This window comes from Bradyrhizobium sp. 21 (genome assembly GCF_023073335.1).
In the GTDB taxonomy this organism is placed as follows: Bacteria; Pseudomonadota; Alphaproteobacteria; order Rhizobiales; family Xanthobacteraceae; genus Bradyrhizobium.
Genome location: NZ_JADPJG010000012.1, coordinates 110,069 through 133,843, shown reverse-complemented (window position 1 = coordinate 133,843; position 23,775 = coordinate 110,069). Strand labels below are relative to the sequence as shown.

The window sequence follows — 23,775 nt, the reverse complement described above, 5'->3', positions numbered from 1 at the left end:
AAAGGTGCTCGGGAAATTGCCGCGTGGCCGCGGCTCGCCCTCAGGATTCGGCGGCGCGCTTGACGTCGCTCTGGACCAGGGTCAGCCTGCCGAGCGGTACGCCGGCCTTCAGAAGTCCGTCGCGGTAATGGGCGAGGTCCTCGGGCCGCTTCCAGTTGAAGTTGCGCAAGTGACGGTCGACATTCAGGGTCGGGTAGTTACCCATGAGCACGTGGGTCGCTTCGCTCGCCTCAGCGTCCCGCCCCAATTGCGCCAGCGCCGCGGCGCGGATCGCCAGCGCCTGCATGTGGTTCGGGTTGATGTAGAGCTGCTCGCGGGCCCATGACAGGGTCGCGTCATATTGGCCCAGCAGATAGTGGCTGAAGGCATTCAGCGCCGCCCATTGGTAGCGCGGATCGCTGTTGTCGCGCTGCGCGGCCATCGAGAACAGCTCGATCGCCTCGCGGTGCTCGCCGATGACGAAATGGCAGATGCCGAGCACGCCGCGCGCGCCGTTGTCGTAGGGGTTGAGCGCGACCGCGCGCTTGGCGGCGTCCATTGCGGCCTCGTAATGCCCCTCCATGGCGTGGGCCCATGACAGGCACGAGAACGCGAAGGACGAGCGCGGATCGAGCCGGACGCTGGTTTCGGCGAGGTTCATCGCCTCGGCCCACATCTCCCGCGTGCCTTTGACCCAACCGAACTGGATGCTCTGGATCTGGATCGTGGCGAGATAGGCGTGCGCGATCGACAGCTTCGGATCGACCGCGATCGCCTCCCTGAACAGGGCGACGGCCAGGTTCAGGTCCTCCTTGGTCTGCCGGTAGTAGTGCGACAGCCCCTTGAGGAAGCGGTCCCAGGCGGTCACGTCGGTCGTGAGCCGCGCCGGCGCCGAGGCTTCGGCCCGGACGATCTCGGTGGCGATGGCGGCGGACAGGTTCGTCGTAATCTCGTCCTGCATCGCGAAGAGGTCGCCGATGTCGCGGTCGTAGCGGCCGGTCCAGAGCTGCTCGCCGGTCTCCGGCGCGATCAACTCGGCGGTGACGCGGATCTTGGCTCCGGCGCGCCGCACCGAGCCCTGGATCAAATAGGTCGCGTCGATCTCCCGCGCGATCAGGCGCGTGCTCGTGTTGTTGCCTTTGAACGCGAAGGTCGAGTTGCGGCTCAGCACGCGATAGAAGGATTGCAGCGACAGCGCGTGAATCAAATCCTCGGTCAGGCCGTCGGAGAAATATTCGTCCTGGGCGTCGCTGAGATTGGCAAAGGGAAGCACGCCGACGATGGCGGTCCGGTACTGCTGCGAGAGGGCGGATGCCTCCTTCAGCGCGGGCGCAAGCGCCGGTGCGCCCTCGTGCGTCCAGGTCCAGATGCCGACCGGATCCTTGATGTTCTTGAAGCGGTGATTGCCTGCATCGGCCAGCGGCACTGTGAGGTGCTTGCCCGCTTCCTTGTAGGCCTTGGCCGAGATGGCGAAGCCGCCGGGGCTCGCCACCGATTCGAGGCGGACGGCAATGTTGACATCGTCACCGAAGACCTCGTCTTCATCGGCGATGACGTCACCCATATGGATGCCGAGGCGGAACTGCATGGCACGATCGGCGGGCAGATGATGGTTACGCTCCGCCATCACCGTCTGCATCGCGATTGCAGCCTCGGTGGCGCCGACGATAGAGGGAAACTCCAGCAGGAATCCGTCCCCGGTGTTCTTCACGACCCGGCCGCCATGATTGAGGATGATGGGGTGGATCGCGCTGCGATGGGCCTTGAAGGCGGCATGGGTGCCGGCCTCGTCGCTGCCCATCATGCGCGAATAGCCGGCGACATCGGCGCAGACGATGGCGGCCAGACGTCTTTCCATATTCCGGAGCTCCAAGAGACTTGGAAGAGATCGAGGACCGGCCACGGCGTGGCAGTCGCCTCGAATCCCGTATTTCAAGAACCCTGTCTTTATAGAGCAGATGAGGCCGAGCGAAAGCATGATCCGCATTGCAAATTCGATGCAAATCCTCCGCAATTCCGGCGGTGGACGGGGACGAGCGAACCGACTAAGCCGGCCCCTGAGGGCGACGGTCGGGCGGCGGAGGCACCTCACACATGCTGGGCATCCACGAAATCTGGCTGTTCGTCCTGTCGGGCGTGCTGCTCAACATTACCCCCGGACCTGACACGGTTTATGTGATCGGCCGCAGCATGCAGATGGGCTGGCGCGGCGGCGCCGCTGCCGCATTGGGTATCAGTTGCGGCTGTTTTTTCCACGTGGCGGCCGCGGCGATCGGCCTTTCGGCCCTGCTGATGGCCTCGTCGACCGCGTTTTCGATCCTCAAGCTGGTCGGCGCGGCCTATCTCGTCGTGACAGGGCTTCAGATGTTGTGGTCACGCCCGGTGCTGGCCTCGGCCATCGACGAGCCGGTGCGGAGCTCGCTGCGGCGGGTCTTCCTCCAGGGCGTCTTCACCAACGCCCTCAATCCCAAGGTCGCGCTGTTCTTTCTGGCCTTCCTGCCGCAATTCGTCGCAGCCGATTCACCGCACAAGCCGCTGGCCTTCCTGACGCTCGGCCTGATCTTCATCTGCACGGGAACGCTGTGGTGTCTGGTGCTGGCGGCGTTCGCGGCAAAGGCGGCCCACCGGCTGCGCAAATCCGAGGGCGCGATCGCCTGGGTCAACCGCGCCTTGGGCGGCCTCTTCATCTATCTCGGCATTCGCGTCGCCATGCTGGAGACGCGGTAATTTCCTTCAGGCGAATTCCTGCAGCAGCGCGCTGCCGGCGAGATAGAGGCCGAGCAAAATCATCGCGATCAGGAACCAGCGGCGAAACGCTTCCGCGGGCATCCGCGCGCGCACCGACTGGCCGATGAACATGCCGGCAAAGGCGCAAGCCATGCCCACGGCACCCGGCACGGCATTGGCCGGCGTCAGCAATCCACCCGCCGTCAGGTTGAAGGCGAGCGCTAGTGTCGCCGTCGTGAAGAACACGCCGAGCGCCTGCACCAGCTCGTCCTTTTCCATGCCGATCGCCTGCATGAACGGCATCGAGGGGATTACCTGCACGCCGGTCGAGGCCGAGATCACGCCGGTGATGACGCCGACCACGCCGCCGACCCATTTCTCGTTCTGCGGCGCGACGCGGAACTGGAATTTGTTCAGCCCGATGACCGCGTAGAGGACAAGCAGGATTCCGAGCACGATCGTGCCGTAGCGCGCATGCGGACCGGTCAGCGCGCCGGCATTGAGCCAGCAGCCGATCACGGTGCCGATCATCAGCGGCCACAGCCGCTTGAGGATGTCGCGCAAATGAGGGCCGACGAAGGTCTGCCAGATGTTGGTGACGATGGCGGGCACGATGACGATGGCTATGGCGCGGCTCGGCGCCATGCTCACGGCGAGCAGGCCCATGGACACCGTCGGCAGGCCGAGCCCGACCACGCCCTTGACGAATCCGGCGATCAGGAAGACGGCGGCGATGACAATGAGGAGGGGGTCGATCATGTCTCGCACATTGACCGAAGCCGCGCGTCGGCACAATCTGCAGGTTACGGAGCAAGCCTTCGTCTTGGGCGAAGGCTTGCCGGAGACATACCATGCGCTTCGACCTCGTCGATCTCCAGCTCTTCATCGCGGTGGCCGACCAGCGCAGCATCACCCGCGGCGCCGAGCGGTCGCACTTGGCGCTGGCCTCGGCCAGCGCGCGCATCAAGGGGCTCGAGGGCGCGCTCGGCGTCGCGCTGCTCAAGCGCGGGCGCCGCGGCGTGGAGCTGACCGCGGCGGGCGAGAGCCTGCTCGACCATGCGCGGGTCGTCATCCACCAGATCGACGCCATGCGCGGCGATCTCGCCGGCTTTGCCAGCGGCGTGCGCGCGAGCGTGCATTTCCTCGCCAACACCTCGGGCCTGTCCGAGCATCTGCCCAAGGCGCTCGCCGGTTTCCTGCGCGAGCATCGCGACGTCGCCATCGACATCGAGGAGCGCGAGAGCACCGACATCGCAGCTGCGATCACCGCGGGAGCCGCCGATCTCGGCTTCGCCGCCGAGCACGCGCTGCCCGATCATATCGAGCGCTTTGTGTTCAGCGAAGATCGTTTGACCTTGGTGACATCCAGGCGCGGCCCGTTCGCCGGCCGCCGCCAGATCGATTTCCAGGAGGCGGGCGCTTGCGAGTTCGTCGGGCTGACCAGCGCCACCGCGCTTCAGATGCATATTTCGAAGCACGCAGCGCGGCTCGGCATGCGTCCGCATTTCCGTGCACGGTTGCGCGATTTCGACGCCATCTGCCAGTTGGTCTCAGCCGATGTCGGCGTCGCGCTGGTGCCCGAAGCCGCCGCCCGCCGCTGCGCCAAGCTGATGCCGCTCACCATGGTCCGCCTGCGCGACGCCTTCGCCAACCGGAGGCTCGTGATCTGCGCGCGGAGTTTCAAGGCGCTGCCCCGGCCGGCCAAGATGCTGGTGGAGCATTTGCGGGCGGCGGCGGTGTGAGGGGAGGGTAAGACAGAGCTACTTCGCCGTCTCCACTCCGGCGTCCTTGATCACCTTCGCCCACTTCCTGGTCTCGTCCGCGATGAACTGCCGAAAATGGTCTGGCTCGTCGCCGACCAGCGTTGCGCCTTGGGCGGCGAGCTTCTCCTTCACCGCGGGATCCGCCATGGCCTTCGTCGCCAGGTCGTGCAGTGCTGCGACGATTTCCTTCGGCGTGCCCTTCGGCGCGACCATGCCGTACCAGTTCTCGATGCGGAGGTCCGGAAAGCCCGCTTCCGCCGTGGTCGGCACCTCGGGTGCGGTCGGTGCGCGCTCGGCCGAGCCGACCGCGATCGGCCGCAGGGCGCCGGCCTTGACCTGCGGCAGCAGCACCGGCAGGTCCAGGAACGTCATCTGCACCTGCTGGCCCAACAGATCGTTCACGGCCGGAGCCGCGCCGCGATAGGGCACGTGGACGATGTCGATCTTCGCGGTCAGCTTGAACAATTCACCGGCGAGATGCGGCAGGCTGCCGGGGCCGGAGGAGGCGAAGTTGAGTTTTCCGGGCTGCGCCTTGGCGAGCGCGATCAACTCGCCGATGTTTTTGGCCTCTACATTGGTGGCGACCACCAACATTTCCGGCACGGTTGCGACCAGCGTCACCGGTGTGAGGTCGTTGAGCGTATCATAGGCGACCCTCTCCATGCTCGGGCTGATCGCCAGCGCGCCGGCGCTGGAGATCGCGATGGTGTAGCCGTCGGGCGCGGCCTTGGAGACGGCGTCGGTGCCGAGCACGCCGCCCTGGCCGCCGCGATTGTCGATCAGCACCGGCTGGCCGCTCAATTCGGACATGCGCTGGCCGATCACGCGGGCAATGATGTCATTGGGCCCGCCGGCCGGGAACGGCACGATCAGCTTGATCGGCTTGGCGGGAAAATTCTGGGCGGAGGCGAGGGTGGGAAACAGAAGCAGAGCCGCGAGCAGGAGCGTTTGCCGGTTTGTCATGCAGGCTCCTTGAAGCATGATCCGGAAAAGTGTGCAGCGGTTTTCCGAAAGGATCATGCGCAAACGATAACCTAAAGCGCGAAGGCGCGCTTTAGGGCACCTATCCGTTGAGCAGTTTCAGGGCTTCTTCGTGAACCCTGGCGTCGCCGGCCGCGATGATGCGGCCGCCGCCCTGGGCCGGCTTGCCTTCCCAGGTGGTGACGACGCCGCCGGCGCCGGTCACGATCGGGATCAGGGCTGCGATATCGTAAGGCTTCAGCTCGGTCTCGACCACGAGATCGACGTGGCCTGCGGCCAGCATGCAATAGGAGTAACAGTCGCCGCCATAGCGCGACAGCCGCGCGCCCTTCTCGATGCGGCCGAAGATGGCGCGGTCGCGCTCGTTCATCAGCAACGGGCTGGTCGTGTAGGTCGTCGCCACCGACAGCGAGGCACAACGGCGGACCTGCAGCCGGCGCTCGCCGGAGGGGCCTTTATAATTGGCCGAGCCGTTGTCGCCGGAGAAGCGCTCGCCGATGAAGGGCTGGTGCATCATGCCGTACACCGGCGTGCCCTTGTGCAAGAGCGCGATCAGCGTGCCCCAGATCGGAAAGCCGCCGATGAAGGACTTCGTGCCGTCGATGGGATCGAGCACCCAGACATAGTCCGAGTCCTCGCGCTCGTTGCCGAATTCCTCGCCGACGATGCCGTGCTGGGGGAAGCTGGCCTTGATCAGCCGCCGCATCACCGCCTCCGCGGCACGGTCGGCCTCGGTGACGGGGTCGAAATCCTTGGTCTTGCTCTTGTCGTCGATCGACAGCGAGGTGCGGAAGAACGGCAGGATGGTTTCGCCGGAAGCGGTGGCGAGCCGTCCGATGAAGGCGGAGAAGTCGATCACCGTCACGGCGCATCCTCAAAACGAAAGTCGGGTGAAGCTCGCTCCTGCCTAGCTCAATTCGCCGCTCGCGGGCAGCGCCTCTCTTGATTTTCACCCTGGTATTTTGGATGCCGAGAGGGGCTGCCTCATGCCCGTCACATGGCCGCCAAAAATCGATCATTGAGTTGAAAACTTAGTTCCGGATTTGCCTTGTTCGTATGCAAATGACTATCAACCCATTGAATTTCCTTATCAAAGAAACTGAATCTGGGTTTCCGTAGAAGCAACCGAGCCATGTGCGTTCTGCATGGGAAACCGCTGAAAAGCCCTTGCACTTTGTGCGTCGCGGCCGCATATTGTTGCGGTGCGGTAGCGCTTCTCGCGTTACCGCTGCCCTCCTTGGGCGTTTCCTCCCTAGACTTGGGCCGCTTCTTCATCAGAAGCGGCCCTTTTTTCTTTGGGCCTATGTTTCGTTTTGACGCGCGCTCGGATGCGAAGCGAAAACATGCCCGCACTGCTCGCACACCCCAGATCGTCCGAAGAAAAGCTTCGGCCTATTCCGCTGCGGCCTGGAACGGGCCGAGATCGCCGAACGGGATCGTCGTCGCCAGCACGTCGGCAAGCACGCCGAAGTCGGACGCCACTTGCGCAAAGCGCGGAGTGCGCTCACGCCGCCGCTCGTCCATGTAGATCGCGCGGTTGAGCTCGAGCTGCACGGCGTGCAGGCCGCTGGCCGGGTTGCCGTAATGCTCGGTGATGAAGCCGCCGGCATAGGGCTTGTTGCGGCCGATCGAATAACCGAGCCCCGCCATGGTCTCCTCGACCCTGTCGGGCAACAGCGGCGTGCAACTCGTGCCGTAGCGGTCGCCGATCACGATGTCGGGCCGCCGCGGCTCGTCTCTGCTGACGCCGACCGAGGGCATCGAGTGGCAGTCGACCAGCACCACGGTGCCGAACATCTGGTGCACCTTGTTGATCAGCCGGCGCAACGCACGATGGTAGGGCTTGTAGAGCGTCTCGATCCGCGCCAGCGCATCGTCGACCAGGATGCGGTCGCGATAGATCTCCTGGCCGTCGCCGACCACGCGCGGAATGGTGCCGAGCCCTCCGGCGACCCGCATCGAGCGGGTGTTGGCAAAGCTCGGCAGGCGGCCGGTGAACATCCGGGGATCGAGCTCATAGGGCTCGCGATTGACGTCGACATAGGAGCGCGGAAAGTTGACCCGCACGGTCGGAAAGCCGCGCTCGCTCAGATGGCCGATCAGCTCGTCCATGAAGGAATCTTCGGACCGCCGCAGCGTCGGCAGGTCGATCCTGGAGGCGCTGAGGAATTCGTCCGGATAGGTCGAGCCGGAATGGGGCGAGTTGAAGATGACAGGCGCGCGCCATTGCGCGGGCTCCACGATCTCGAAAGCTGGCGACGTGTCGCCGTCAAACCGGGTCATCTTCTCAGGCTTCGTCCCTTTTTCTCACGCTTCGTCCCTTTACGCCAAGATCTTTACGCCAAGATCTGGACGTCAAGATCTGGCGCCACAGGATCCGGCTGGGCCGGCAAAGGCTTTGGCGAATTGATTCGGCCGGTCGAGCGGCTCTTATGTGTCGCCATTGTCCGGAATCGCAACCATCCTGCCAAGCGAAAAGATGTGATCTGCGCTGGAACATGTCTTAACCCTGCGGGCAGCGAGGTGGGGATCGGCAGGCGCGGCTCGATTGCTTCGTGCCGCATTCCGGTTCAGAAGGGACCGCAGCGCGAGCTGCCGAGGGTAAAGATTTTCACCCCAAATTTACCCTCCGTCGGGCTTAGTGACCTCTGCTGACCTCCTCTGGGGATTCGACGTTTCCGCTATGGCAAAAATCCTGCTCGCCGAAGACGACAACGACATGCGCCGTTTCCTGGTCAAGGCGCTGGAAAACGCCGGTTTTCAGGTTTCGTCCCACGACAACGGCATGGCCGCCTATCAGCGGCTGCGGGAAGAGCCGTTCGAGATGCTGCTCACCGACATCGTGATGCCGGAGATGGACGGCATCGAGCTCGCCCGCAGGGCCTCGGAACTCGACCCCGACATCAAGATCATGTTCATCACCGGCTTCGCCGCGGTCGCCCTGAACTCGGATTCGGACGCCCCCAAGAACGCCAAGGTGCTGTCCAAGCCCGTGCATCTGCGCGAATTGGTCAGCGAAGTGAACAAGATGCTGGCGGCCTAAATCGGCCCCCTTCCGTCCTTGCACCGGCTCCGCTGAGCCGTTATAGGGACCCGACCCGATCTAGACGACATCTAGGGCGCGTAGCTCAGCGGGAGAGCACTACCTTGACATGGTAGGGGTCACAGGTTCGATCCCTGTCGCGCCCACCATCCTTCGCTCGCGATAGCCGAGAGAAGGATGCCACGCCCAAGCCCAACGGGCGCAGGTGTACTTTTGATCGCAAGCCACCGCGATCCTCCCTTGCGGCGGTCAAATCGATCCAGGCCAAGCGCGTCAGGCACAGCCTCAACGAACTGAGGACCGCGCCGATTTTCTTTCGCCGCTCCGGCAAGGGATCTTCGCGATCCCGGGCACGGCCCGCACCTCCTGACGAGATGCGGGCGGCGCGTTGCCGCTCATTCCCAGTGACCGAGGTCCGCATCCCGCCTCAGCCTCCGCTCAGGTCAGCGGCAGAAGATGGTCCGGGATCGGCACCGGCGCGGCCGGCACCAGCGATGCGACGGAGACGTGCGGCCAGGTCAGGCCGGCGAAATCCAGCATGACCTTCTGTGAGTACTGGATCTGCGTCGTCGCCACCCTGACGTGGCCGCCCTTGAAGCCCTTGTTGGGGACGAACGGGATCGCGGCGACGAAGCTCGGAACCAGCGGCACGCTGCCTCTCTGGCGCGGTTGCAGGATCACCGGCGGCGTTCCCGGCGGCAGGTGCGGCACGTCGATGTCGTAAACCACCGTTTCGATCCAGAACACCGCGTCCATCTGGAAGGCGTTGGCGTTCGCGCCGTTGCCGCCGGGCGGCGGAACGGGCAAGCCCTGAAGGAATGCGATGTTCGAGGTGCCGCCGGCGAAGTTCGGCGCCTGCGGATGCGGGCCGGGCGCGGGGATGGCCGGCAAAGGTCCGCCGGACAGCGGCGTACCGGGCTTCGTCGACGTCTCGATGACGATGGTCTGGGTGATGGTCTGATTGGCGATCTGATCGCGCAGCATTGTGTTCGGGTCGGTGATCATGGCCTGGGTGAGCTTGCCGGAGGCCATCAGCGCGGTCAGATCCTGCGGCAGCCTGCGGGTGTTCTTGTTAGTCGCGGTCTGGTTCTGGAACGGGATCTTGTTGTTCGGATTGCCGCCGATGAACGGGGTGATGTCGATCGCCGCGATCGTCGGCTTGCCGGCGACGGGTGGCAGCGCAGTCCCCTGCGCGGTGATCGTCGTGCCGTGAGGGATAGATGCCATGCGCGCAACGGTGAACGGCTCGTTCGGATGGGTGGTGGCCGGCACTGCCAGCCAGATGCCAGGCTCGAAGTGGATGCCGACAGGCGTTCCCGTGGTGACGTCGTTGATGGTCTGAAGATACGGCACGCCGTTCAGGAATGCGTCTGCCTGCTGCTGCGAGCCGCGATTGGGGATCGAGCCGAGATTGTTCGAGAAGGACATCGTCTCGTCGGTGAGGTTCAGCTCCAGCACGTTGTCGTCCGGGTCCGTGGTGTTGATCGGTCCCGGCATCGCTGTCGGCGTGATCTTGCTGTCGGGCCGGAAGATCGTATTGAATCCCTGTCCAGTGAACGTGCCCGTGAAAGCCGATAGCGGACCGAGGATCGGCGGCGGGGTGACCTGCGGAGGCGCAACCCGGGCGGCGGCCGCCGCGGCGGGCTGTGCGGCGTCCCTGAACACGTTATCGACCTGGTGGATGGAGAAGTTTGCGGTCTTCGCGAATGTACTCGTCAGCGATTTGGGCTCGTCCATGGTGATCCTCGTGATGCTGCAACTGTCGATGCCGGCATTCTCCCGGGCCGGCCTTCCGGGCAGGCGAGTCTTTCGTTATCGCGCATCGTGATCCCGCCCGACGCCGGGCATGGCACGTCGTTCACGCGCGCTCATGCGCGCGTAGTCACGGAGAACATTGAGTGGCCTTACGTCGCCGGCCCGGTGATATGCTGAACGGGACTGCGTGAATCGATCGTGATTTTCAACTTATGGTTCTTGCAAGTATGAGGTCGAGCAACAGGGTGAGCACTGCGAGTTGGGGTGAAGGCATTGCCTCCTCCGACTCCGTGCGCGAAAATGAGATCATCAAGAATGGATTTCGGGCGCGTGCCTGCCCGGTAAGGGACAGATATAAGATGCGATCATACAACCTTAAGATGGTCGCAAATGTGTTCCATTTCACTTGGCCAAAGAGTCGCAGCAACAGGAAACCAGCAAGGCCGCACCACATCAGTGTCGGAGCTTGGCTTCCTGCTGACCTGCACCGCCGACTTTGCGACTGCGGAAGGGTTTGGTCGCGACGTCAAGCTCACGCGGGCGCAAACGATCATGCAGGGTGCCGATCATTGCAATTTCCGCTACCGTCACGAGGCGAGGGGATCACAGTGAAGGCAATGCGAATCATGCGGGCGAGCTGTCTCGCCTTGACCATATCGGTGCTGATCGCGTCGCGCGCCGACGCGGCGATCATCGACTGGCAGGCCGAACTCCAGCGCTGCCGGACGCTGCGTGAAAGCGTGGCGCCGCTGCTGCAGGCCGGCGAGGGAATATCCGCCGTCGGCCGCTCCAACAGATCCGTCCGCCGTTGCATCTGGATCCAGCGCATGGCGGTGCGCAAGAAAATTCCCGGCGCGGAGACCTGGTAGCGAGGGGATCGTCAGGTGGACGTCTTCTTCCGCCCGAGCAGCAAGTCCTTCAACCCGGTCGGATAGAGGCTCGGTCCGCCCGCGCCGTCGAGATCGGCGAGGTCGAACCAGCGGGCGACGATCTGCTCCCCGTTATCCTCGCGGAAATCGATGCGGTCCTGGCCGCTGAACGCGCCGTCCGGAAACGCGACCTCCGCGACGAACATGACCTCGTGCCCGGTCGCTCCCTCGTGCATGAAGATGTTCTCCATCATCGACGGCTCGCCCGTGATGGTGATGTCGATGCCGAGCTCTTCATAGAATTCCCGCACCAGCGCCGCGCGCCAGCTTTCGCCAAACTTGATCTCGCCGCCGAGCGGACGCACGCCCTTGATCCGGCCCGCATCGTCACGAACTTCCGCCGCCAAGAGGCGCCCATCCCGGCAGTGCAGGCCGATCGCGACGACGCGGATGTGAGGGTGAGGGCGCCATGTGGTCATGGGGAGATCGTTATAGTGCTCGCCGCCCGCTGCGCAATGCGCTGAGGGGAGCTGTTGCCGGGCCGGATCCGCTCCGCCTTCTGCAAAGCTTCGCTGTCTTGATCCGCTATTGGCCGCCTGCCATTGTCTCGTCATCTACCACGGCAATGAGTCTGGTGAGATCGAGGTTGAGGCGTTCGGCGAGATATCGCTTAGCTGGACGTGAAAAGAAGGCAGGTTATCGAGATGAGCAGCGTGAACAAGCCGGGCGGTAACTACTTGCCGGTGATCATCCATGGCGGAATTGCATATGTCAGCGGTCAGCTGCCGCGACGTGGTGAAGACCTGCTGTACGCGGGCAAAGTCGGGGCGGGTGTCGATATCGAGTCCGCACAGGAGGCCGCAGCCCTCTGTGCTGATCTCTGCATTTCGGCCATCAACCAAGCAACAGGCGGAGAAGACAAGATCGTCCAGGTCCTCCAGCTCGTTGGGTACATTGCCTCGGCGCCTGGATTTACTCGGCAGTCGCAAGTCATGAACGGTGCCTCCGACCGGCTGATCGAACGCCTCGGCGATCGCGGTCGTCACACGCGTACGTCTGTCGGCGTCGCCGAGTTGCCGCGAGGGGCTCCGGTCGAGCTGAATATGATGGCCGCTGTTCGGGCGTAGGATTGGGTCCTATGTCACAAGATATTTGGCGACCGCCGCCTCGTCCCACGCAATGCCGTTGCCCGGCTCCTCGCCTGGCAACGCAAAGCCGTCCTTGATCTGCAGCCGTGTCGAAAGCACCGCGTCGGCCCAGTCGACATATTCCAGCCAATGCGCGGTCGGCGTCACGCAGAGCAAATGCGCGCTGACCTCCGAGAACAGATGCGTCGACATCTCGATGCCGGCGGCATGTGCCAGCGCGGCGGCGCGCAGCCAGCCGGTGACGCCGCCGATGCGCTGCACGTCGGGCATCACATAGTCGCAGGCTTCCGCGGAAAGCGCCGATTGCATCGCGAACGCGCTGTCGAAATTTTCGCCGATCTGGACCGGCGTGCGCAGCGCGTCCGCGATGCGGGCGCAACCCTCATAGTCGTCGTGGCGGATCGGCTCCTCGATCCAGGTCAGGCCCTCGTCGTCGAGCATCTCGCCGCGGCGGATTGCCTCGGTGACCGTCAGCGCCTGGTTATAGTCGCACATCAAGGTCACGTCGTCGCCGACCGCCTTGCACACGGCGCGGACCACCTTCAGGTCTTCCCGTGCATCGGGCCGGCCGACGCGGATCTTCGCGGCCTGAAAGCCTTCGGCCAGCAGCTTGTGGGCTTCCTCCACCGCGGCGCCGGCCGGCATGATGCCGAGCCCCTTCGAATTATAGGCCCTCACCGGTTTCGGCGCGCCGCCGAGCAGCCGCGCCAGCGGCAGGCCTCGAGCCCGCGCCAGCGCGTCCCACACCGCCATGTCGATGCCGGATTGCGCCAGCCGCTGCAGGCCGGCGAGGCCCAGCAGCGTGAAGCGCTGGGTCAGCTTGCGCTCGATCTCGAACGGCAGCAGCTCGTCGCCGGCGACGAGCTCTGACATTTCCGTGACCATCGCCGTCAGCGGCTTCAGGGCCGAGGGCGTGATCGAGAACAGATAAGCGTGCCCCATCGCGCCCTGGTCGGTCTCGCAATCGATCAGCACCAGCGGCGCCTTGTCGACCGCGCCGGTGGCGGTCTGGAGCGGCAGGTTCATCGGCACGATCACGGGCCGCGCAATAAGGCGCTTGATGCGGATGGTCTCGGTCATGGGGTCTCCAGGCGGCGCAGGTACAGGACGATGCTGATTTTAAACGTCCATTGTGAAACGAAAAGCTGCCTGCCGCGACTCCCATCATAGGGGGTTGTGCCGGCCTGCGTTCGCGGGTTCCGTGCCGCCGCCTGTCGTACAGAAATTCCCCCGAATTTGCGACAAAACGCCCACAACGGAGCCACAGCGTGAAGCAAGAGATCTCCGAAGAACAGCACAAGAGCGGCATCCTGACCGGCGCCGTGATCGCCTTCCTGCTGCTCGCCCTGCCGCTGGCGGTGTGGCTGGACCTGACGGAGCTGAGCAAGACGGCGCTGCGCCGGCAGGCTGCCGATCTCAATTCGGTCATTACCAGCGTGCGCAGCTATTATGCGGCCAACGTGGTCGGCCGCGTCCTCGCCAATCCGAATGGCTCGACCAAGGTCGTTCACAACTACGAATCCGTCCCCGGCGCGATTCCGATCCCGGCGACATTATCGCTGGAGCTCGGGCGGGTGATCGGCGCGCAACAGGAGAACATCACCTACCGTTTCGTCTCGGACTTCCCGTTCCAGAACCGCGCCCCGCACCAGCTCGACAAATTCGAGAAGGACGCGCTGGACGCCCTGCGCGCCGATCCCGAGCGGAAGATCGTCGAGACCGAGACCTCGCTGTTCAACGACAAGGTCCGGTTGATCGCTCCGGTGACGATGGGTCCAGCCTGCGTCAGCTGCCACAACAGCCACCCCGAGAGCCCGAAGAAGGACTGGAAGGTCGGCGACATCAGAGGCATCCAGGAGGTGATCATCGCCCAGCCGATCGCCGCCAACATCTTCTCGTTCAAGTTCCTGCTGGCTTATTTCCTGATCGCCGCCGGCAGCGGCCTGTCGTTCCTCTCGCTCCAGCGCCGTCAGTCCGGCCGCATCAAAATCATGAACAAGGAGCTCGAATCCGCCAACGACTTCCTCGCCTCGCTCTCCATGAAGATCTCGCGCTATATCCCGCCGCAGGTCTACAGGAGCATCTTCTCCGGCCAGAAGGACGTCACCATCCACACCGAGCGCAAGAAGCTCACCATCTTCTTCTCCGACATCCAGAATTTTACCGCGACCGCCGAGCGGCTCCAGCCGGAGCTGCTGACCCAGCTCCTCAACGAATATTTCACGGAGATGTCGGCGATCGCGCACGAATATGGCGGCACCATCGACAAGTTCATCGGCGATGCCATGTTGATTTTCTTCGGCGACCCCGAGACCAAGGGCGACCGCATCGATGCGCAGGCCTGCCTTCAGATGGCCTGGCGCATGCAGCAGCGCCTTGGCGAGCTCAACGCAAAGTGGCGCGCCTCCGGCATCGAGCTGCCGTTCAAGGCGCGCATGGGCATCAACTCGGGCTATTGCAATGTCGGCAATTTCGGCAGCAGCGACCGCATGGACTACACGATCATCGGTGCCGAGGCGAACCTCGCCGCGCGCCTGCAATCGATCGCCGAGCCCGGCGGCATCGTGCTGAGCTACGAGACCTTTGCGCTGGTCAGCGACATCGTTCGCGCCCACGCGTTGCCTGGGATCACGATGAAGGGCATCAGCCGCGAAATCATTCCCTATTCGGTCGATGCGCTGAACGACGCGGCGGCGGAGCGAAGCGGGGTCATCACCGAGCGTGCACCGGGCCTGGAGCTCTATCTCGACCCGGCCGTCGTGAAGTCCGGTGATGCCGCACGGGTGCGCTCGCTACTGGAGGGCGCGCTGGCCTCGCTGAATGCGGCGTGAGGCAGTTCACGATCGGTCTGATTGAGCCTGACCTGTGGCCACAAATAAGGTGCGCTCCCTCTCCCGCTTGCGGGAGGGCTGGGGAGGGGGCTGCCTCCATAAGCGATATCCCGCGAGCGGATAGAGCCCTCACCCGGCGCTTCGCGCCGACCTCTCCCGCAAGCGGGAGAGGTCGAGCCCGCGGGCCCATCTGTAGCCCAAATAAGGCCAGATTGCTTTCGCAGCCCGCGCGTCTCGAACTACCGTACCAGCAGAGCCCAAGTCCGCTCACCTTGCCGCGCCTTCCGTAAACGCGGTCTCGATCACCTCACCAAACGGCTGCCATGACCGGCCGTCAAACTGGACCAGCCGCATCTGCCTGATCGGCAGATAGCTGTTCGGGGAGGTGTTCATCCTGATATTGGGCAAGGCGACAGAGGGGTGCTGGTCCCTGAGCGAGGCCGCCTGACGCATGATGTTCTCGCGCGAGACATCGTCGCCGCATTGCTTCAGCACTTGCGTCAGCGCCTCGGCCGCGGCGTAGCCATAGAGCGCGGCGCTGTTGTTGATGCTTTCGACGTGATGGTACTTGTCCATGAAGGCGAACCAGTCCTTCATGGCAGGATCGTCCTTCCATGCGGGATCGCTCGGATCCTTCAGAAAGGCGGCCGAGATCACGCCGGAGGAATTCTCCAGCCCCGCGGGCGCCATCGCGTTGGCGATCGAGGCGGAGGCGTCGTTGACGATGAAGACCGGGCGCCATTTCAACGACGCCGCCAGCTTGATCACCTTGGACGCCGTCGACGGCACGCCGAGAAAGACGAAAATATCGGCGCCGGCGCGCTTGAGGATCGAGACGTGTCCATCGAGATGCTCATCGGCAAGGTCGAAGGCGATGTCGACGAGGACGAGACGGTTCAGATCGCCAAGACCTTCCTCCATGCCCTTGAGAAGTGCACGCCCGAACTGGTCGTTCTGCCAGAGCACCACGATCTTCTTCCGGGGGTAATAGGCCTGGATGTAGTTCGCGTAGATGCGTCCCTCCGACCGGAACGACGGCTGCCAGCCCATGGTCCAGGGAAACGCCTTGGCCTGGCTCAGCTCCTCGTCGCCGGAGGCGACGAAAAGTTGAGGGATCTTCTTCTCGTTCAGATACCAGCGCGTGGCGAGATTGCCGGGCGTGCCGAACGATCCGAACATCAAATGCACGTCGTCGGTCTCGACCAGATTGCGCGTCAGCTCCAACGCGGTCGTGGGATCGGAATTGTCATCGCGGGTGATGAAGCGGATCTTGCGGCCGTTGATGCCGCCGCGCGCGTTGATCATGTCGAAATAGGCGGCCTCCGCCTGGCCGATGGCGCCGAATTCCGAGAGCGGTCCCGAATACGGCATGACATTGCCGATGCGGATTTCCTTGTCGCTGGTGGGTTGGTCCGCGCGTTGCTCGGACATCGCGCCGAGCGATGCGAGTGCGATCATCGAAACGAACAGCATCTTGCCGATGACGCGCATGTTCGACACCTTGACGTTGGCCCCCTCATCGAGGTCGGCTCAATCCGCACCAGGGCCGGTTGATCTAGGTCAAGCGTTTGTCATTCCTGTGGCTGAGCGGCCGCTTCAAGGCGGCGCAATTATCAGCCCCGAACGAAAACGACAGGCGTGCTGACGCGCCGCCGGCAACAGCCCGCTACGGCAGCCCCCGCGCCTCCAGCTGCTTCACCAGCAGCAGCGTCGGTTCGGCGAGGCTGTCGCCGGAGCCGTCGAGGCCGAAGGCGGCGGCGATGCCGTCGCGGCTGCGCAGCAGTGCGCTGCGCGGGCAATGGCCGGCGCCGCAGAGCGTCTTCTTCAGGATCTCGCCCTGAGCCACGAGCCCGGCGGAATCGTCCGCGGCCCAGGCCAGCACGATCGGTACATCGACATTGAGGATGCCGGGGAAGACCGACCGCTTGTTGTACTGGCTGGCGTCGCTGCCGAGATAGGCCTTCTCACTGTCGCTGGCGTCCTTGCCCGCGCGGTAGACGCCGGATACGAGGACCACGGCGGCGACGTCGGCACGGTCGGTCTGGAGCTCGGGATGCGCCAGCAGGGTGGCGACATGGAAGGCGCCGGCGCCGTAGCCGACCGCGACGATCTCGCGGGCATCGCCGTTGAACAGGTCGATATTGCCGTGGACCCAGGACAGCGCCGACGCCACGTCGGTCGCCCCGGTGGGCCACGTCGCCGAGGGCGCCAGCCGGTAGTTGACGCGCACGCCGATCATGTCGTTGCGCGCGGCAAAGCACATGGCCTGGTCCTGGATCTGGCGCGACAGCTCCGGCGCGGCGCGGTCGCCGGTGAAGGTGTCACCGGCCACGAACAACAGCACCGGCCGCGGCGTATCCGCCTTGGTCGTGCTGGTGGCGACATCGAGCACATTGGCTTCGCTGTCGCCGTAGCGCAGGCCGCGCGAGAAGGTGACCTGCTCGCACAGCCGCGCCGTGCCGCCGGCCGTGGTGTCGTTGTCGGTGAGGCCTGTTTGGACAAGATCGGAGGGCGCCGAAGGGCGCACCGGCAACGGGCCGTGCGCGGACGCCGTTGTCACGGTCAGAACAAGGAGAAATGCGAGATAATTCTTCATCATACCGGTGCTGGCCTTGCGTGCCCGATATGGGCTCGCGCGTTTGGCCTGTCTTTTCAATTCGCCTTATTAGTTAGTTGGCCTTGAGGCGATTTCACGGCACCTTCGTTCGTCCTCCATGTTCGGTTCAATTTCCCGGCTGGAACGTGCAATCGGCCCCGCTTCCGTCCTTTCGCCTGATAGCGTTGGGGTCGATCGTGCAGCTCAATTTGCTCAGGCTCTCGAAATTCGATCCCGCGGCGCCGTCGGGCGGAATGCCGGCCAGCGCTTCGGTGGCGAAGATCTCGTTGGCCGTGGAGCCGTTCACGGTCCTCGTCTTCTTGCCGAAGGTGACCTCGCAGCTCCGCACGGTGATGTCGACATTGCCGGTGCGACAGACGATTCTATCGGCGGTCACCACGATCGGTTTCTTGTAGGGAATGTCGCTGTTGGCGGCGAACAGCATCGCCATTGCCTTCTTCTCGGCGCCCGACAGGATCGGCGACAGCGGCGCGATCACCCCCGCGAGCGCCAGCGCCGTCGAGCCCGAGACGTTTGCGGGCGCCGCGCCGGAGGCACCGGCAATGCTGGAGGCGCCGGCAAGAACGAGGGCAGGGACGGTGCAGCCCCACATCTTGAGTCGAGACCAGGTCGTGAATGTCATTCGCGTCGCGCCTCCCCGCATCACGGCTTCGACGCCGCGAGAGGTCTCGATCCTATGACAGAATTGCCGTTCGTGGCAGAGCCTTGCGCTCCAGCCTGCTTGTCGATGGCCTTGATGATCGCAGCGGCGGCCGTCTGGCCGGACTGGAGCGCGCCTTCCATGTAGCCGAAATAGGCAAAGCAGGTGTGCTCGCCGGCAAAGAACAGACGGTCCTCAAAACCCTTGGCCAGCAGCGGCCCGGCGCGGCAAACTTCGCCGGGAGCCGGACAGGAATATCCGGCAGCGGTCCATTCGTCGCGCGGCCAGGCCATGAATTCGGGCTTATCGGCCAAATGCGCCACGTAACCCTTGTAGACGCCGCCGATCTGCTGCGCATAGAACGCGTCGACCTGCGTCTGGTTGCCGGGCTGGTAGTGCTTGAGCGCTTCCTTCGCGGCGTCGGCGCCGGCAAACAGGCTGAGCTCGACCGGGCGCTCGGGCGGCCCAATCTGGTTGTCGGTCCCTTCCCAGGTGACGCCGAAGCGGTTCGAGGTTGCCGTCGGGGCAAGGCCCTCGCCGATCCAGAAGCGCCGCTTCAGCGGGCTGAGATATTTCACCGCCGTTCCCATCGTGACGTAGTAGTCGCGCGGCAGCTCGGGCGTGATGGCGATTTTGGCGTTCGGTGAGGCCGGCCACAGGCTCGGGGGGATCGCGAGCACGGCGTAATCGACAGTGAAGGCGGCGCGCGTCGTGCCGTTCCTGGAAGGGCTGAAGTCCAGGGTCACGCCCTCGTCGTCGATGCGGATGGCGCGCACCGGTGTCGACAGGTGAGTGCCGGCGCCGTTACGTCCGATGTCATCGGCGAGACGAATGGCGAGCTCCTGATTGCCTTCCGAGCAGCGCAGCGTTTCGGTCTGGGTGAAGAAGGCGTCGATCTGATGCTTCATCCGTCCGCCGGCGACGACGGCGAGGTTGGCGAGGAAGCTCTGCTCGGTGGTCGGCTGGCCGGCGTCGTTGGAGAATTGCTCTTCGATGGCATGCCGGGTGAGCTTCGAGCAGTCGAGGTCTGCGATCCACTCCGCGATCGTTCTTGCGTCGAGCTTCCTTGCGCCCTTGGTGCGCCAGGGCTTGCGAGGGTCGACCTTGCCGGCCCACCGGCTGAGCTTGCCGAAGGCGTCGTCCATCTCGCGATATACCAGCTTCATCTGGCCCTCGGACAGCTTGTGGCCGTCGAGGAACAGCGGCATGTCGAGCTCGAGCGCGTCGAAATTGGTGTCCGAAGTGATGACGGACAGGCCGAGCTCGTAACGCTTGGCGTATTTCAGCCAGAGCGGATGGTTGTAGCCGATCAGCTCGCCACCAGCCTCGACGATTCCGCTCGGCTTCTTCTTGCTGAAAACCCGGCCGCCGAAGCGGTCGCGCGCCTCGAACAGCGTGACGTCGCAATGCGCGACGAGCTCGGATGCCGCCATCAGCCCGGCGAAGCCGCCGCCGATGATCGCGACCTTCGGGCGCCGCTGCGCCAGCGCGCGGCGAGCGACGGGTGAGCGGATTGCGGGTAGGGCGGGTTGTAGGGCGAGCTTGTCCTTGACCCGCCGCTGGCGCTCCGCCCCCGAAATCCTGGGCCCGTAACGCCGGTGCAGCCGCGCAAACAGCGAACGCATCGGATGCTTCCCCTGAAAATGTCTTCTGCCGGGCGGCGCTGTGGCCGCCCTGTTCACAAATGCGACGAGGCCCGCCGGAAATGGACGGATAGTACCGAGATTAACGTACAATTTTAGGGAGAGTCGAGGGCGACGCCGCTACTACCGGCGTTCCGCCGTGTGCGCCGCAAGAGAGGTGGCGGCGTGCCTTCAGGCCGCCTTCTTGCGCTTGACGGCCTTCTTCGTGGCCTTCTTGGCCGCCTTCTTCTTCTTCGCCGCCTTCTGCGCGGCGAGATAGGCCTCGACCTTCTTGGCGGAATGGCCGGCTGCGGCGACGGCGGCCTTCAGCCTCGCCGGGGTGATCTTGAACTTCTTCGACCAGTAGCGCACCTCATAGGCCTCGCTGAGCGCGATCCGGCTCTTGTCGGCGGCGCGGTGCTTCTGGATCTTGATGTATTCCTCGACCTTTTTGGCGGAGTGGCCGACCTTCTTGACGGCGTATTTCAGTTTGGCCGGGGTCACCTTGAACTTCTTCGACCAGTAGGCGACTTCGTATTTCTCGGTGAGCGCGATCAGCGCGCGATCCGCTCCGCCCCGTTTTACCTTGTTATCGGCCATGCTTTCCCTCCTGCCGTGGATCGCATCCAGTCTAGCATGCAACCGGATTCGGAAGGCAAGGTGCAGGTCACACGGCGATTGCACGGAGCGGCCGTTTTGCACCCGGGCGTCAAATGCTTGCGTGGCGCGACCCAGCCTCGAGCCGGCAACGGTCTTCTACTGTGCATGGGGTTGTTTTCGCGTTTTTTGTTTTGGCCAGTCGGTCAGGCCTGCTTCATGGTCCGGAAGGTGATGGAATAGCGGCACGCCTCGACCGGCGGGATGCTGTGCTCCCATTGCGATCGCGCCTCGCCATCCATCATGTAAAGCGAGCGTGGCAGGGCTTCGAGCGTGTGGCGCTCCCATTTGTCGCCGCTGCGTCGGCGGAAGCGGAATTTGCAGGACGAGCCAAGCGACAGGCCGAGGATCTTGTCGAAGTGCGGCTTGTCCCGATGCCAGCCGATGCCGACGCCGGCCTCGTATTCGGTGCAGAGCACTTGGCGGACGCTGCCGCCGGCGAGCCCCGCCCATGCCTCGACTTGCCGCGCGACAGGGAGGACCCAGTCCGGGATCGGCTCGGCCTCGGCCAGCCGCTGCAGCGTGTAGTCATAGCGATAGCCGAAGGACGCCACCCGGCGGTTGCCCTCGAAGGCGCCGAACTGGAAGCGCTGGAGCGGCAATGCTGCGATGCGGTCGATGAGCGCCTGCTCGGCGGCGGCCTCGACGAAGTCATCGGCATAGCGAAGGCCGGCGGGCCCTGCTTGCGGATTGGCGAACAAACCAAGCTGCGTCATTCCTCGCACTTCCGTGATGGAACCTAATGGGTGCTGATGCGACTTACATATGACGCGGAAAGTAACGTGCGAGGCTGTCATGGCACATAAGCATACCGCCGATCCGGCAGAGATCATGCGGGCGACCGGTCATCCCGAGCTGGAATACGCCGCCGGATGGACCATCGCCGGTCTGGTCACCATCGGCACCATTGTCGCCGCCTGGGTGTTTGCGATCTAGCCTCAGGTGACGGGAAACTGTAGCTCGAAGGTCGCACCCTCGTCGGCCGGCTTGAGCCTGATCGAGCCGCCATGGCTCGCCATCACCGCGCGCGCGATTGCCATCCCGCTCCCGCCTTGGTCGCGGCGCGTGGTGAAGAAGGCGTCGAAGATCCTGTTACGATTCGGCGCCGAGATCGGCTCGCCGTCATTGCTGACCGTCAGAAGCAGGGTGGTGCGCTCGTCGACCGCCTCCAGCCGGATTGACCCCGCCTTGTGGCGCACCGCGTTGTCGGCGAGGTGCGACAGCACGATCAGCGCCTTCTCGCCGGACATGCCGATCGTCCGCTCGAGGCTGCCGCCGGCCGAGATTGTGCTGGCCGGAAACCGGCTCCTGAGGTCGGCACGGCGCGCAGTTCAACCGGGTCTTTGCCTGCGCCCTGGAGGGATCGCGGCACGGCAAGCTCGACGCGGCGATGCTGCGTGCGAGCGAGGCACGACTGGAAAGAGGTTTTCCAACGGAGCAGGCGCGAGCCGCTTCACGCGCTGTGCGTGTCGTTGACAGGAATCAGCCTTTCGCGAACTGACGGTAGTCAGGTTCACGATGAAACCAGAACTCGTAGCCGGTGATGGCCTTCTGCATGGCGACGTCGTGGATCGGCTGGTTGAGCGGGACGACGGGAACGTCGCGCATGCAGAGCGCGATGAAATCCTTCACAGCCTTGTCGTACTCGGCTGCATCCGTGGTGAACCGCGCCTTGTCGATCAGCGCGTCCATCTCCTTGTTCTGGTAGGAGGAGATGTTGAAGATCGAGTTGTTGCCGTGGAAATTCCAGTAGAAGTAATATTCGGGGTAATCGAGCCAGCCACTGAAGCGGTTGAGCGCGAGCGGCAGCTCCTTCTTGTTCAGCGTCGTGCGCCAGTTCGCGCCGGGAATCTTTTCGATCGATGCCTTGATGCCGATCTTGGCGAGACTTTCCTGGATCAGGATCGCAGTCGGCTCGCCGACAGTCGCAGTGCCGGTGTCAAGCGACAAGGTCGTCTCAAAGCCGGACTCGAAGCCTGCGTCCTTCATCAACGCCTTGGCTTTGTCGAGATCGGTGACATAGGGAAAGGGCTGCGGCCAGACTGGCTTCGCGACGTCGGCCGCTCCGCCATACATGGGCACGGCGCGTCCGAAGAACGCGCTGCTCTGGATCTGCTCATAGGGCATCGCCCAGGCGATGGCTTGGCGCAGCTTGACATTGTCGAACGGCGGCTTTGCCGTGTTCAGCGCGACGGACCAGAGCGCGTTCGGGATCGGCACGCCCGAGACCTTGACCTTGCCTTCTCTAATGATCTGCTCGAAGTCGCGCGGCGCAAAGCCGCTGGAGATATCCGCATCGCCTCGTTCCAGCATGGCGCGGCGGGTGCCGGCGGAAGGGACGTCGCGCGCGATGATGCGCTTAAGCTTCGGCAGCGGGCCGCTCTTCCAGTCGTCGAACCGCGTGAAGACAGTCTCGCTGCCGGGCTTCCAGCTCTCGATCTTGTAGGCGCCGCCACCGGCCTCGTTGGTCCTGAGCCAAGCGAGCGCCCACGGGTCTTCCGCCGTCGCGTTCTTCTTCGCAAGCTCGGAGTTGATGATGAAGGGCACGACCACCGCGACGTTGAACAGCAGCATCTTGTCCTTGCGCACATAGTCGATGCGGAAGGTGTGGTCGTCGATCGCGACGAACTGCTCGGGCTTTTCCAGAGATCCCGCCGACATCTGGAAGGTCGGGAAGCCGCCGACCTTCACCGCGCGGTCGAACGACCATTTGACGTCCTTGGCGGTGACGGGCGTGCTATCGTGGAATTTTGCGTCCTGCCGCAGCTTGAAAGTGCAGGACATGCCGTCGGCGGCAACCTCCCAGCTCTCCGCCAGTTCGGGCGCGAGCTTCTCGCGATCGTAGGACAGCGTCCCGTCAGGCAGCGTCTTTGAGGCGTAGCTCAGCAGGCGGTCGTAGCAATTCCAGGACAGCCCGTTCACGGTCTGGTTGGAGCCCACGCCCTGCATGTCGAGCGAATTCGGGCCCAACTCCTGCACCACCAGCAGCGTCTCGCCGCGCCCCTGCGCCCAGGCGAAGCGCGAGGTCGCCGTCATTCCGGCGACACCGAGGCCGCCGAGGACGAGGTTGCGGCGGCTGAAATCGAAAGGTGATGCGCTCATCGCGGCCTCCTCAAGAGAAATTTGCGACATAAAGAGGCAAG

At 64.2% G+C, this 23,775-nt stretch carries 23 protein-coding genes, 1 tRNA gene and 1 pseudogene; 9 read left to right on the top strand and 16 right to left on the bottom strand.

Annotated features, from left to right (window positions below; all coding sequences use genetic code 11):
* Positions 1-40: 40 nt before the first annotated feature.
* Positions 41-1,837 carry a tetratricopeptide repeat protein gene (locus IVB31_RS14500; protein WP_247323232.1) on the bottom strand — a complete coding sequence of 599 codons (1,797 nt, stop codon included), beginning with the start codon at positions 1,835-1,837 and terminating at the stop codon, positions 41-43.
* Positions 1,838-2,073: 236 nt separating this feature from the next.
* Between IVB31_RS14500 and IVB31_RS14495 the strand changes: the two genes are divergently transcribed.
* Entirely contained in the window at positions 2,074-2,706 is a 633-nt protein-coding gene (locus tag IVB31_RS14495; RefSeq protein ID WP_247323230.1) for a LysE family translocator, read from the top strand.
* A 6-nt stretch (positions 2,707-2,712) separates the two neighbouring features.
* On the opposite strand, the gene IVB31_RS14490 is transcribed toward IVB31_RS14495, so the two are convergent.
* Positions 2,713-3,465 carry a sulfite exporter TauE/SafE family protein gene (locus IVB31_RS14490; protein ID WP_247323229.1) on the bottom strand — a complete coding sequence of 251 codons (753 nt, stop codon included), beginning with the start codon at positions 3,463-3,465 and terminating at the stop codon, positions 2,713-2,715.
* 92 nt (positions 3,466-3,557) lie between these two features.
* Here IVB31_RS14490 and IVB31_RS14485 point away from each other — a divergent pair, with 92 nt between their 5' ends.
* The gene (locus tag IVB31_RS14485) at positions 3,558-4,448 is read left to right on the top strand and encodes a LysR substrate-binding domain-containing protein (protein WP_247323228.1); all 891 of its coding nucleotides are present in this window, start codon (positions 3,558-3,560) and stop codon (positions 4,446-4,448) included.
* An 18-nt stretch (positions 4,449-4,466) separates the two neighbouring features.
* On the opposite strand, the gene IVB31_RS14480 is transcribed toward IVB31_RS14485, so the two are convergent.
* The 3 genes from IVB31_RS14480 to IVB31_RS14470 form a co-directional block, all read right to left on the bottom strand.
* Entirely contained in the window at positions 4,467-5,432 is a 966-nt protein-coding gene (locus IVB31_RS14480; RefSeq protein ID WP_247323227.1) for a tripartite tricarboxylate transporter substrate binding protein, read from the bottom strand.
* Between the two features lie 100 nt (positions 5,433-5,532).
* Positions 5,533-6,315: a histidinol-phosphatase gene (hisN, locus tag IVB31_RS14475; RefSeq protein WP_247323226.1), complete on the bottom strand. Its 783-nt coding sequence runs from the start codon at positions 6,313-6,315 to the stop codon at positions 5,533-5,535.
* Between the two features lie 527 nt (positions 6,316-6,842).
* A complete protein-coding gene (locus tag IVB31_RS14470; RefSeq protein WP_247323214.1) occupies positions 6,843-7,733 on the bottom strand; it encodes an N-formylglutamate amidohydrolase in 891 nt (296 codons plus the stop codon).
* A 400-nt stretch (positions 7,734-8,133) separates the two neighbouring features.
* Between IVB31_RS14470 and IVB31_RS14465 the strand changes: the two genes are divergently transcribed.
* Positions 8,134-8,493 (top strand): response regulator, encoded by a 360-nt coding sequence (locus tag IVB31_RS14465; protein WP_028179810.1) that lies wholly within the window; start codon positions 8,134-8,136, stop codon positions 8,491-8,493.
* Between the two features lie 74 nt (positions 8,494-8,567).
* Positions 8,568-8,642, top strand: a tRNA-Val gene (locus IVB31_RS14460).
* Between the two features lie 289 nt (positions 8,643-8,931).
* On the opposite strand, the gene IVB31_RS14455 is transcribed toward IVB31_RS14460, so the two are convergent.
* Entirely contained in the window at positions 8,932-10,230 is a 1,299-nt protein-coding gene (locus IVB31_RS14455) for a heme-binding protein (RefSeq protein WP_247323212.1), read from the bottom strand.
* A 408-nt stretch (positions 10,231-10,638) separates the two neighbouring features.
* On the opposite strand from IVB31_RS14455, the gene IVB31_RS14450 reads away from it, so the two are divergent.
* Positions 10,639-10,860, top strand: a complete 222-nt coding sequence (locus tag IVB31_RS14450) for an L-2-amino-thiazoline-4-carboxylic acid hydrolase (RefSeq protein ID WP_346730867.1) — start codon at positions 10,639-10,641, stop codon at positions 10,858-10,860.
* A 14-nt stretch (positions 10,861-10,874) separates the two neighbouring features.
* Positions 10,875-11,117 carry a hypothetical protein gene (locus IVB31_RS14445; protein ID WP_247323694.1) on the top strand — a complete coding sequence of 81 codons (243 nt, stop codon included), beginning with the start codon at positions 10,875-10,877 and terminating at the stop codon, positions 11,115-11,117.
* An 11-nt stretch (positions 11,118-11,128) separates the two neighbouring features.
* On the opposite strand, the gene IVB31_RS14440 is transcribed toward IVB31_RS14445, so the two are convergent.
* On the bottom strand, positions 11,129-11,596 hold the full coding sequence (locus tag IVB31_RS14440; RefSeq protein WP_247323211.1) for an NUDIX hydrolase: 468 nt from the start codon (positions 11,594-11,596) through the stop codon (positions 11,129-11,131).
* 225 nt (positions 11,597-11,821) lie between these two features.
* On the opposite strand from IVB31_RS14440, the gene IVB31_RS14435 reads away from it, so the two are divergent.
* On the top strand, positions 11,822-12,244 hold the full coding sequence (locus tag IVB31_RS14435) for a RidA family protein (protein ID WP_247323210.1): 423 nt from the start codon (positions 11,822-11,824) through the stop codon (positions 12,242-12,244).
* Between the two features lie 9 nt (positions 12,245-12,253).
* On the opposite strand, the gene IVB31_RS14430 is transcribed toward IVB31_RS14435, so the two are convergent.
* Positions 12,254-13,345 (bottom strand): enolase C-terminal domain-like protein, encoded by a 1,092-nt coding sequence (locus IVB31_RS14430; RefSeq protein WP_247323208.1) that lies wholly within the window; start codon positions 13,343-13,345, stop codon positions 12,254-12,256.
* 188 nt (positions 13,346-13,533) lie between these two features.
* Between IVB31_RS14430 and IVB31_RS14425 the strand changes: the two genes are divergently transcribed.
* Positions 13,534-15,096: an adenylate/guanylate cyclase domain-containing protein gene (locus IVB31_RS14425; RefSeq protein WP_247323207.1), complete on the top strand. Its 1,563-nt coding sequence runs from the start codon at positions 13,534-13,536 to the stop codon at positions 15,094-15,096.
* Positions 15,097-15,363: 267 nt separating this feature from the next.
* Here the strand turns inward: IVB31_RS14425 and IVB31_RS14420 are convergent, their stop codons facing one another.
* From IVB31_RS14420 to IVB31_RS14395, 6 genes are all read right to left on the bottom strand, one after another.
* Complete coding sequence (locus tag IVB31_RS14420; RefSeq protein WP_247323205.1) at positions 15,364-16,587, bottom strand: ABC transporter substrate-binding protein; 1,224 nt, start codon at positions 16,585-16,587, stop codon at positions 15,364-15,366.
* A gap of 175 nt (positions 16,588-16,762) precedes the next feature.
* The gene (locus IVB31_RS14415) at positions 16,763-17,692 is read right to left on the bottom strand and encodes a carboxylesterase family protein (RefSeq protein WP_346730868.1); all 930 of its coding nucleotides are present in this window, start codon (positions 17,690-17,692) and stop codon (positions 16,763-16,765) included.
* Positions 17,693-17,819: 127 nt separating this feature from the next.
* Entirely contained in the window at positions 17,820-18,335 is a 516-nt protein-coding gene (locus IVB31_RS14410) for a hypothetical protein (protein ID WP_247323201.1), read from the bottom strand.
* Between the two features lie 20 nt (positions 18,336-18,355).
* Positions 18,356-19,978, bottom strand: a complete 1,623-nt coding sequence (locus IVB31_RS14405; protein WP_247323199.1) for an NAD(P)/FAD-dependent oxidoreductase — start codon at positions 19,976-19,978, stop codon at positions 18,356-18,358.
* 189 nt (positions 19,979-20,167) lie between these two features.
* Entirely contained in the window at positions 20,168-20,575 is a 408-nt protein-coding gene (locus tag IVB31_RS14400) for a DUF3606 domain-containing protein (RefSeq protein ID WP_247323198.1), read from the bottom strand.
* Between the two features lie 203 nt (positions 20,576-20,778).
* Positions 20,779-21,348, bottom strand: a complete 570-nt coding sequence (locus IVB31_RS14395) for an alpha-ketoglutarate-dependent dioxygenase AlkB (RefSeq protein ID WP_247323195.1) — start codon at positions 21,346-21,348, stop codon at positions 20,779-20,781.
* Between the two features lie 79 nt (positions 21,349-21,427).
* Here IVB31_RS14395 and IVB31_RS14390 point away from each other — a divergent pair, with 79 nt between their 5' ends.
* A complete protein-coding gene (locus tag IVB31_RS14390) occupies positions 21,428-21,568 on the top strand; it encodes a hypothetical protein (RefSeq protein ID WP_018321489.1) in 141 nt (46 codons plus the stop codon).
* A gap of 2 nt (positions 21,569-21,570) precedes the next feature.
* Here the strand turns inward: IVB31_RS14390 and IVB31_RS14385 are convergent.
* Together IVB31_RS14385 and IVB31_RS14375 are read right to left on the bottom strand one after the other, a co-directional pair.
* Positions 21,571-21,951, bottom strand: a pseudogene (locus IVB31_RS14385) (ATP-binding protein); the annotation flags it as partial.
* A 163-nt stretch (positions 21,952-22,114) separates the two neighbouring features.
* Complete coding sequence (locus tag IVB31_RS14375; RefSeq protein WP_247323193.1) at positions 22,115-23,734, bottom strand: ABC transporter substrate-binding protein; 1,620 nt, start codon at positions 23,732-23,734, stop codon at positions 22,115-22,117.
* Between the last annotated feature and the right edge of the window lie 41 nt (positions 23,735-23,775).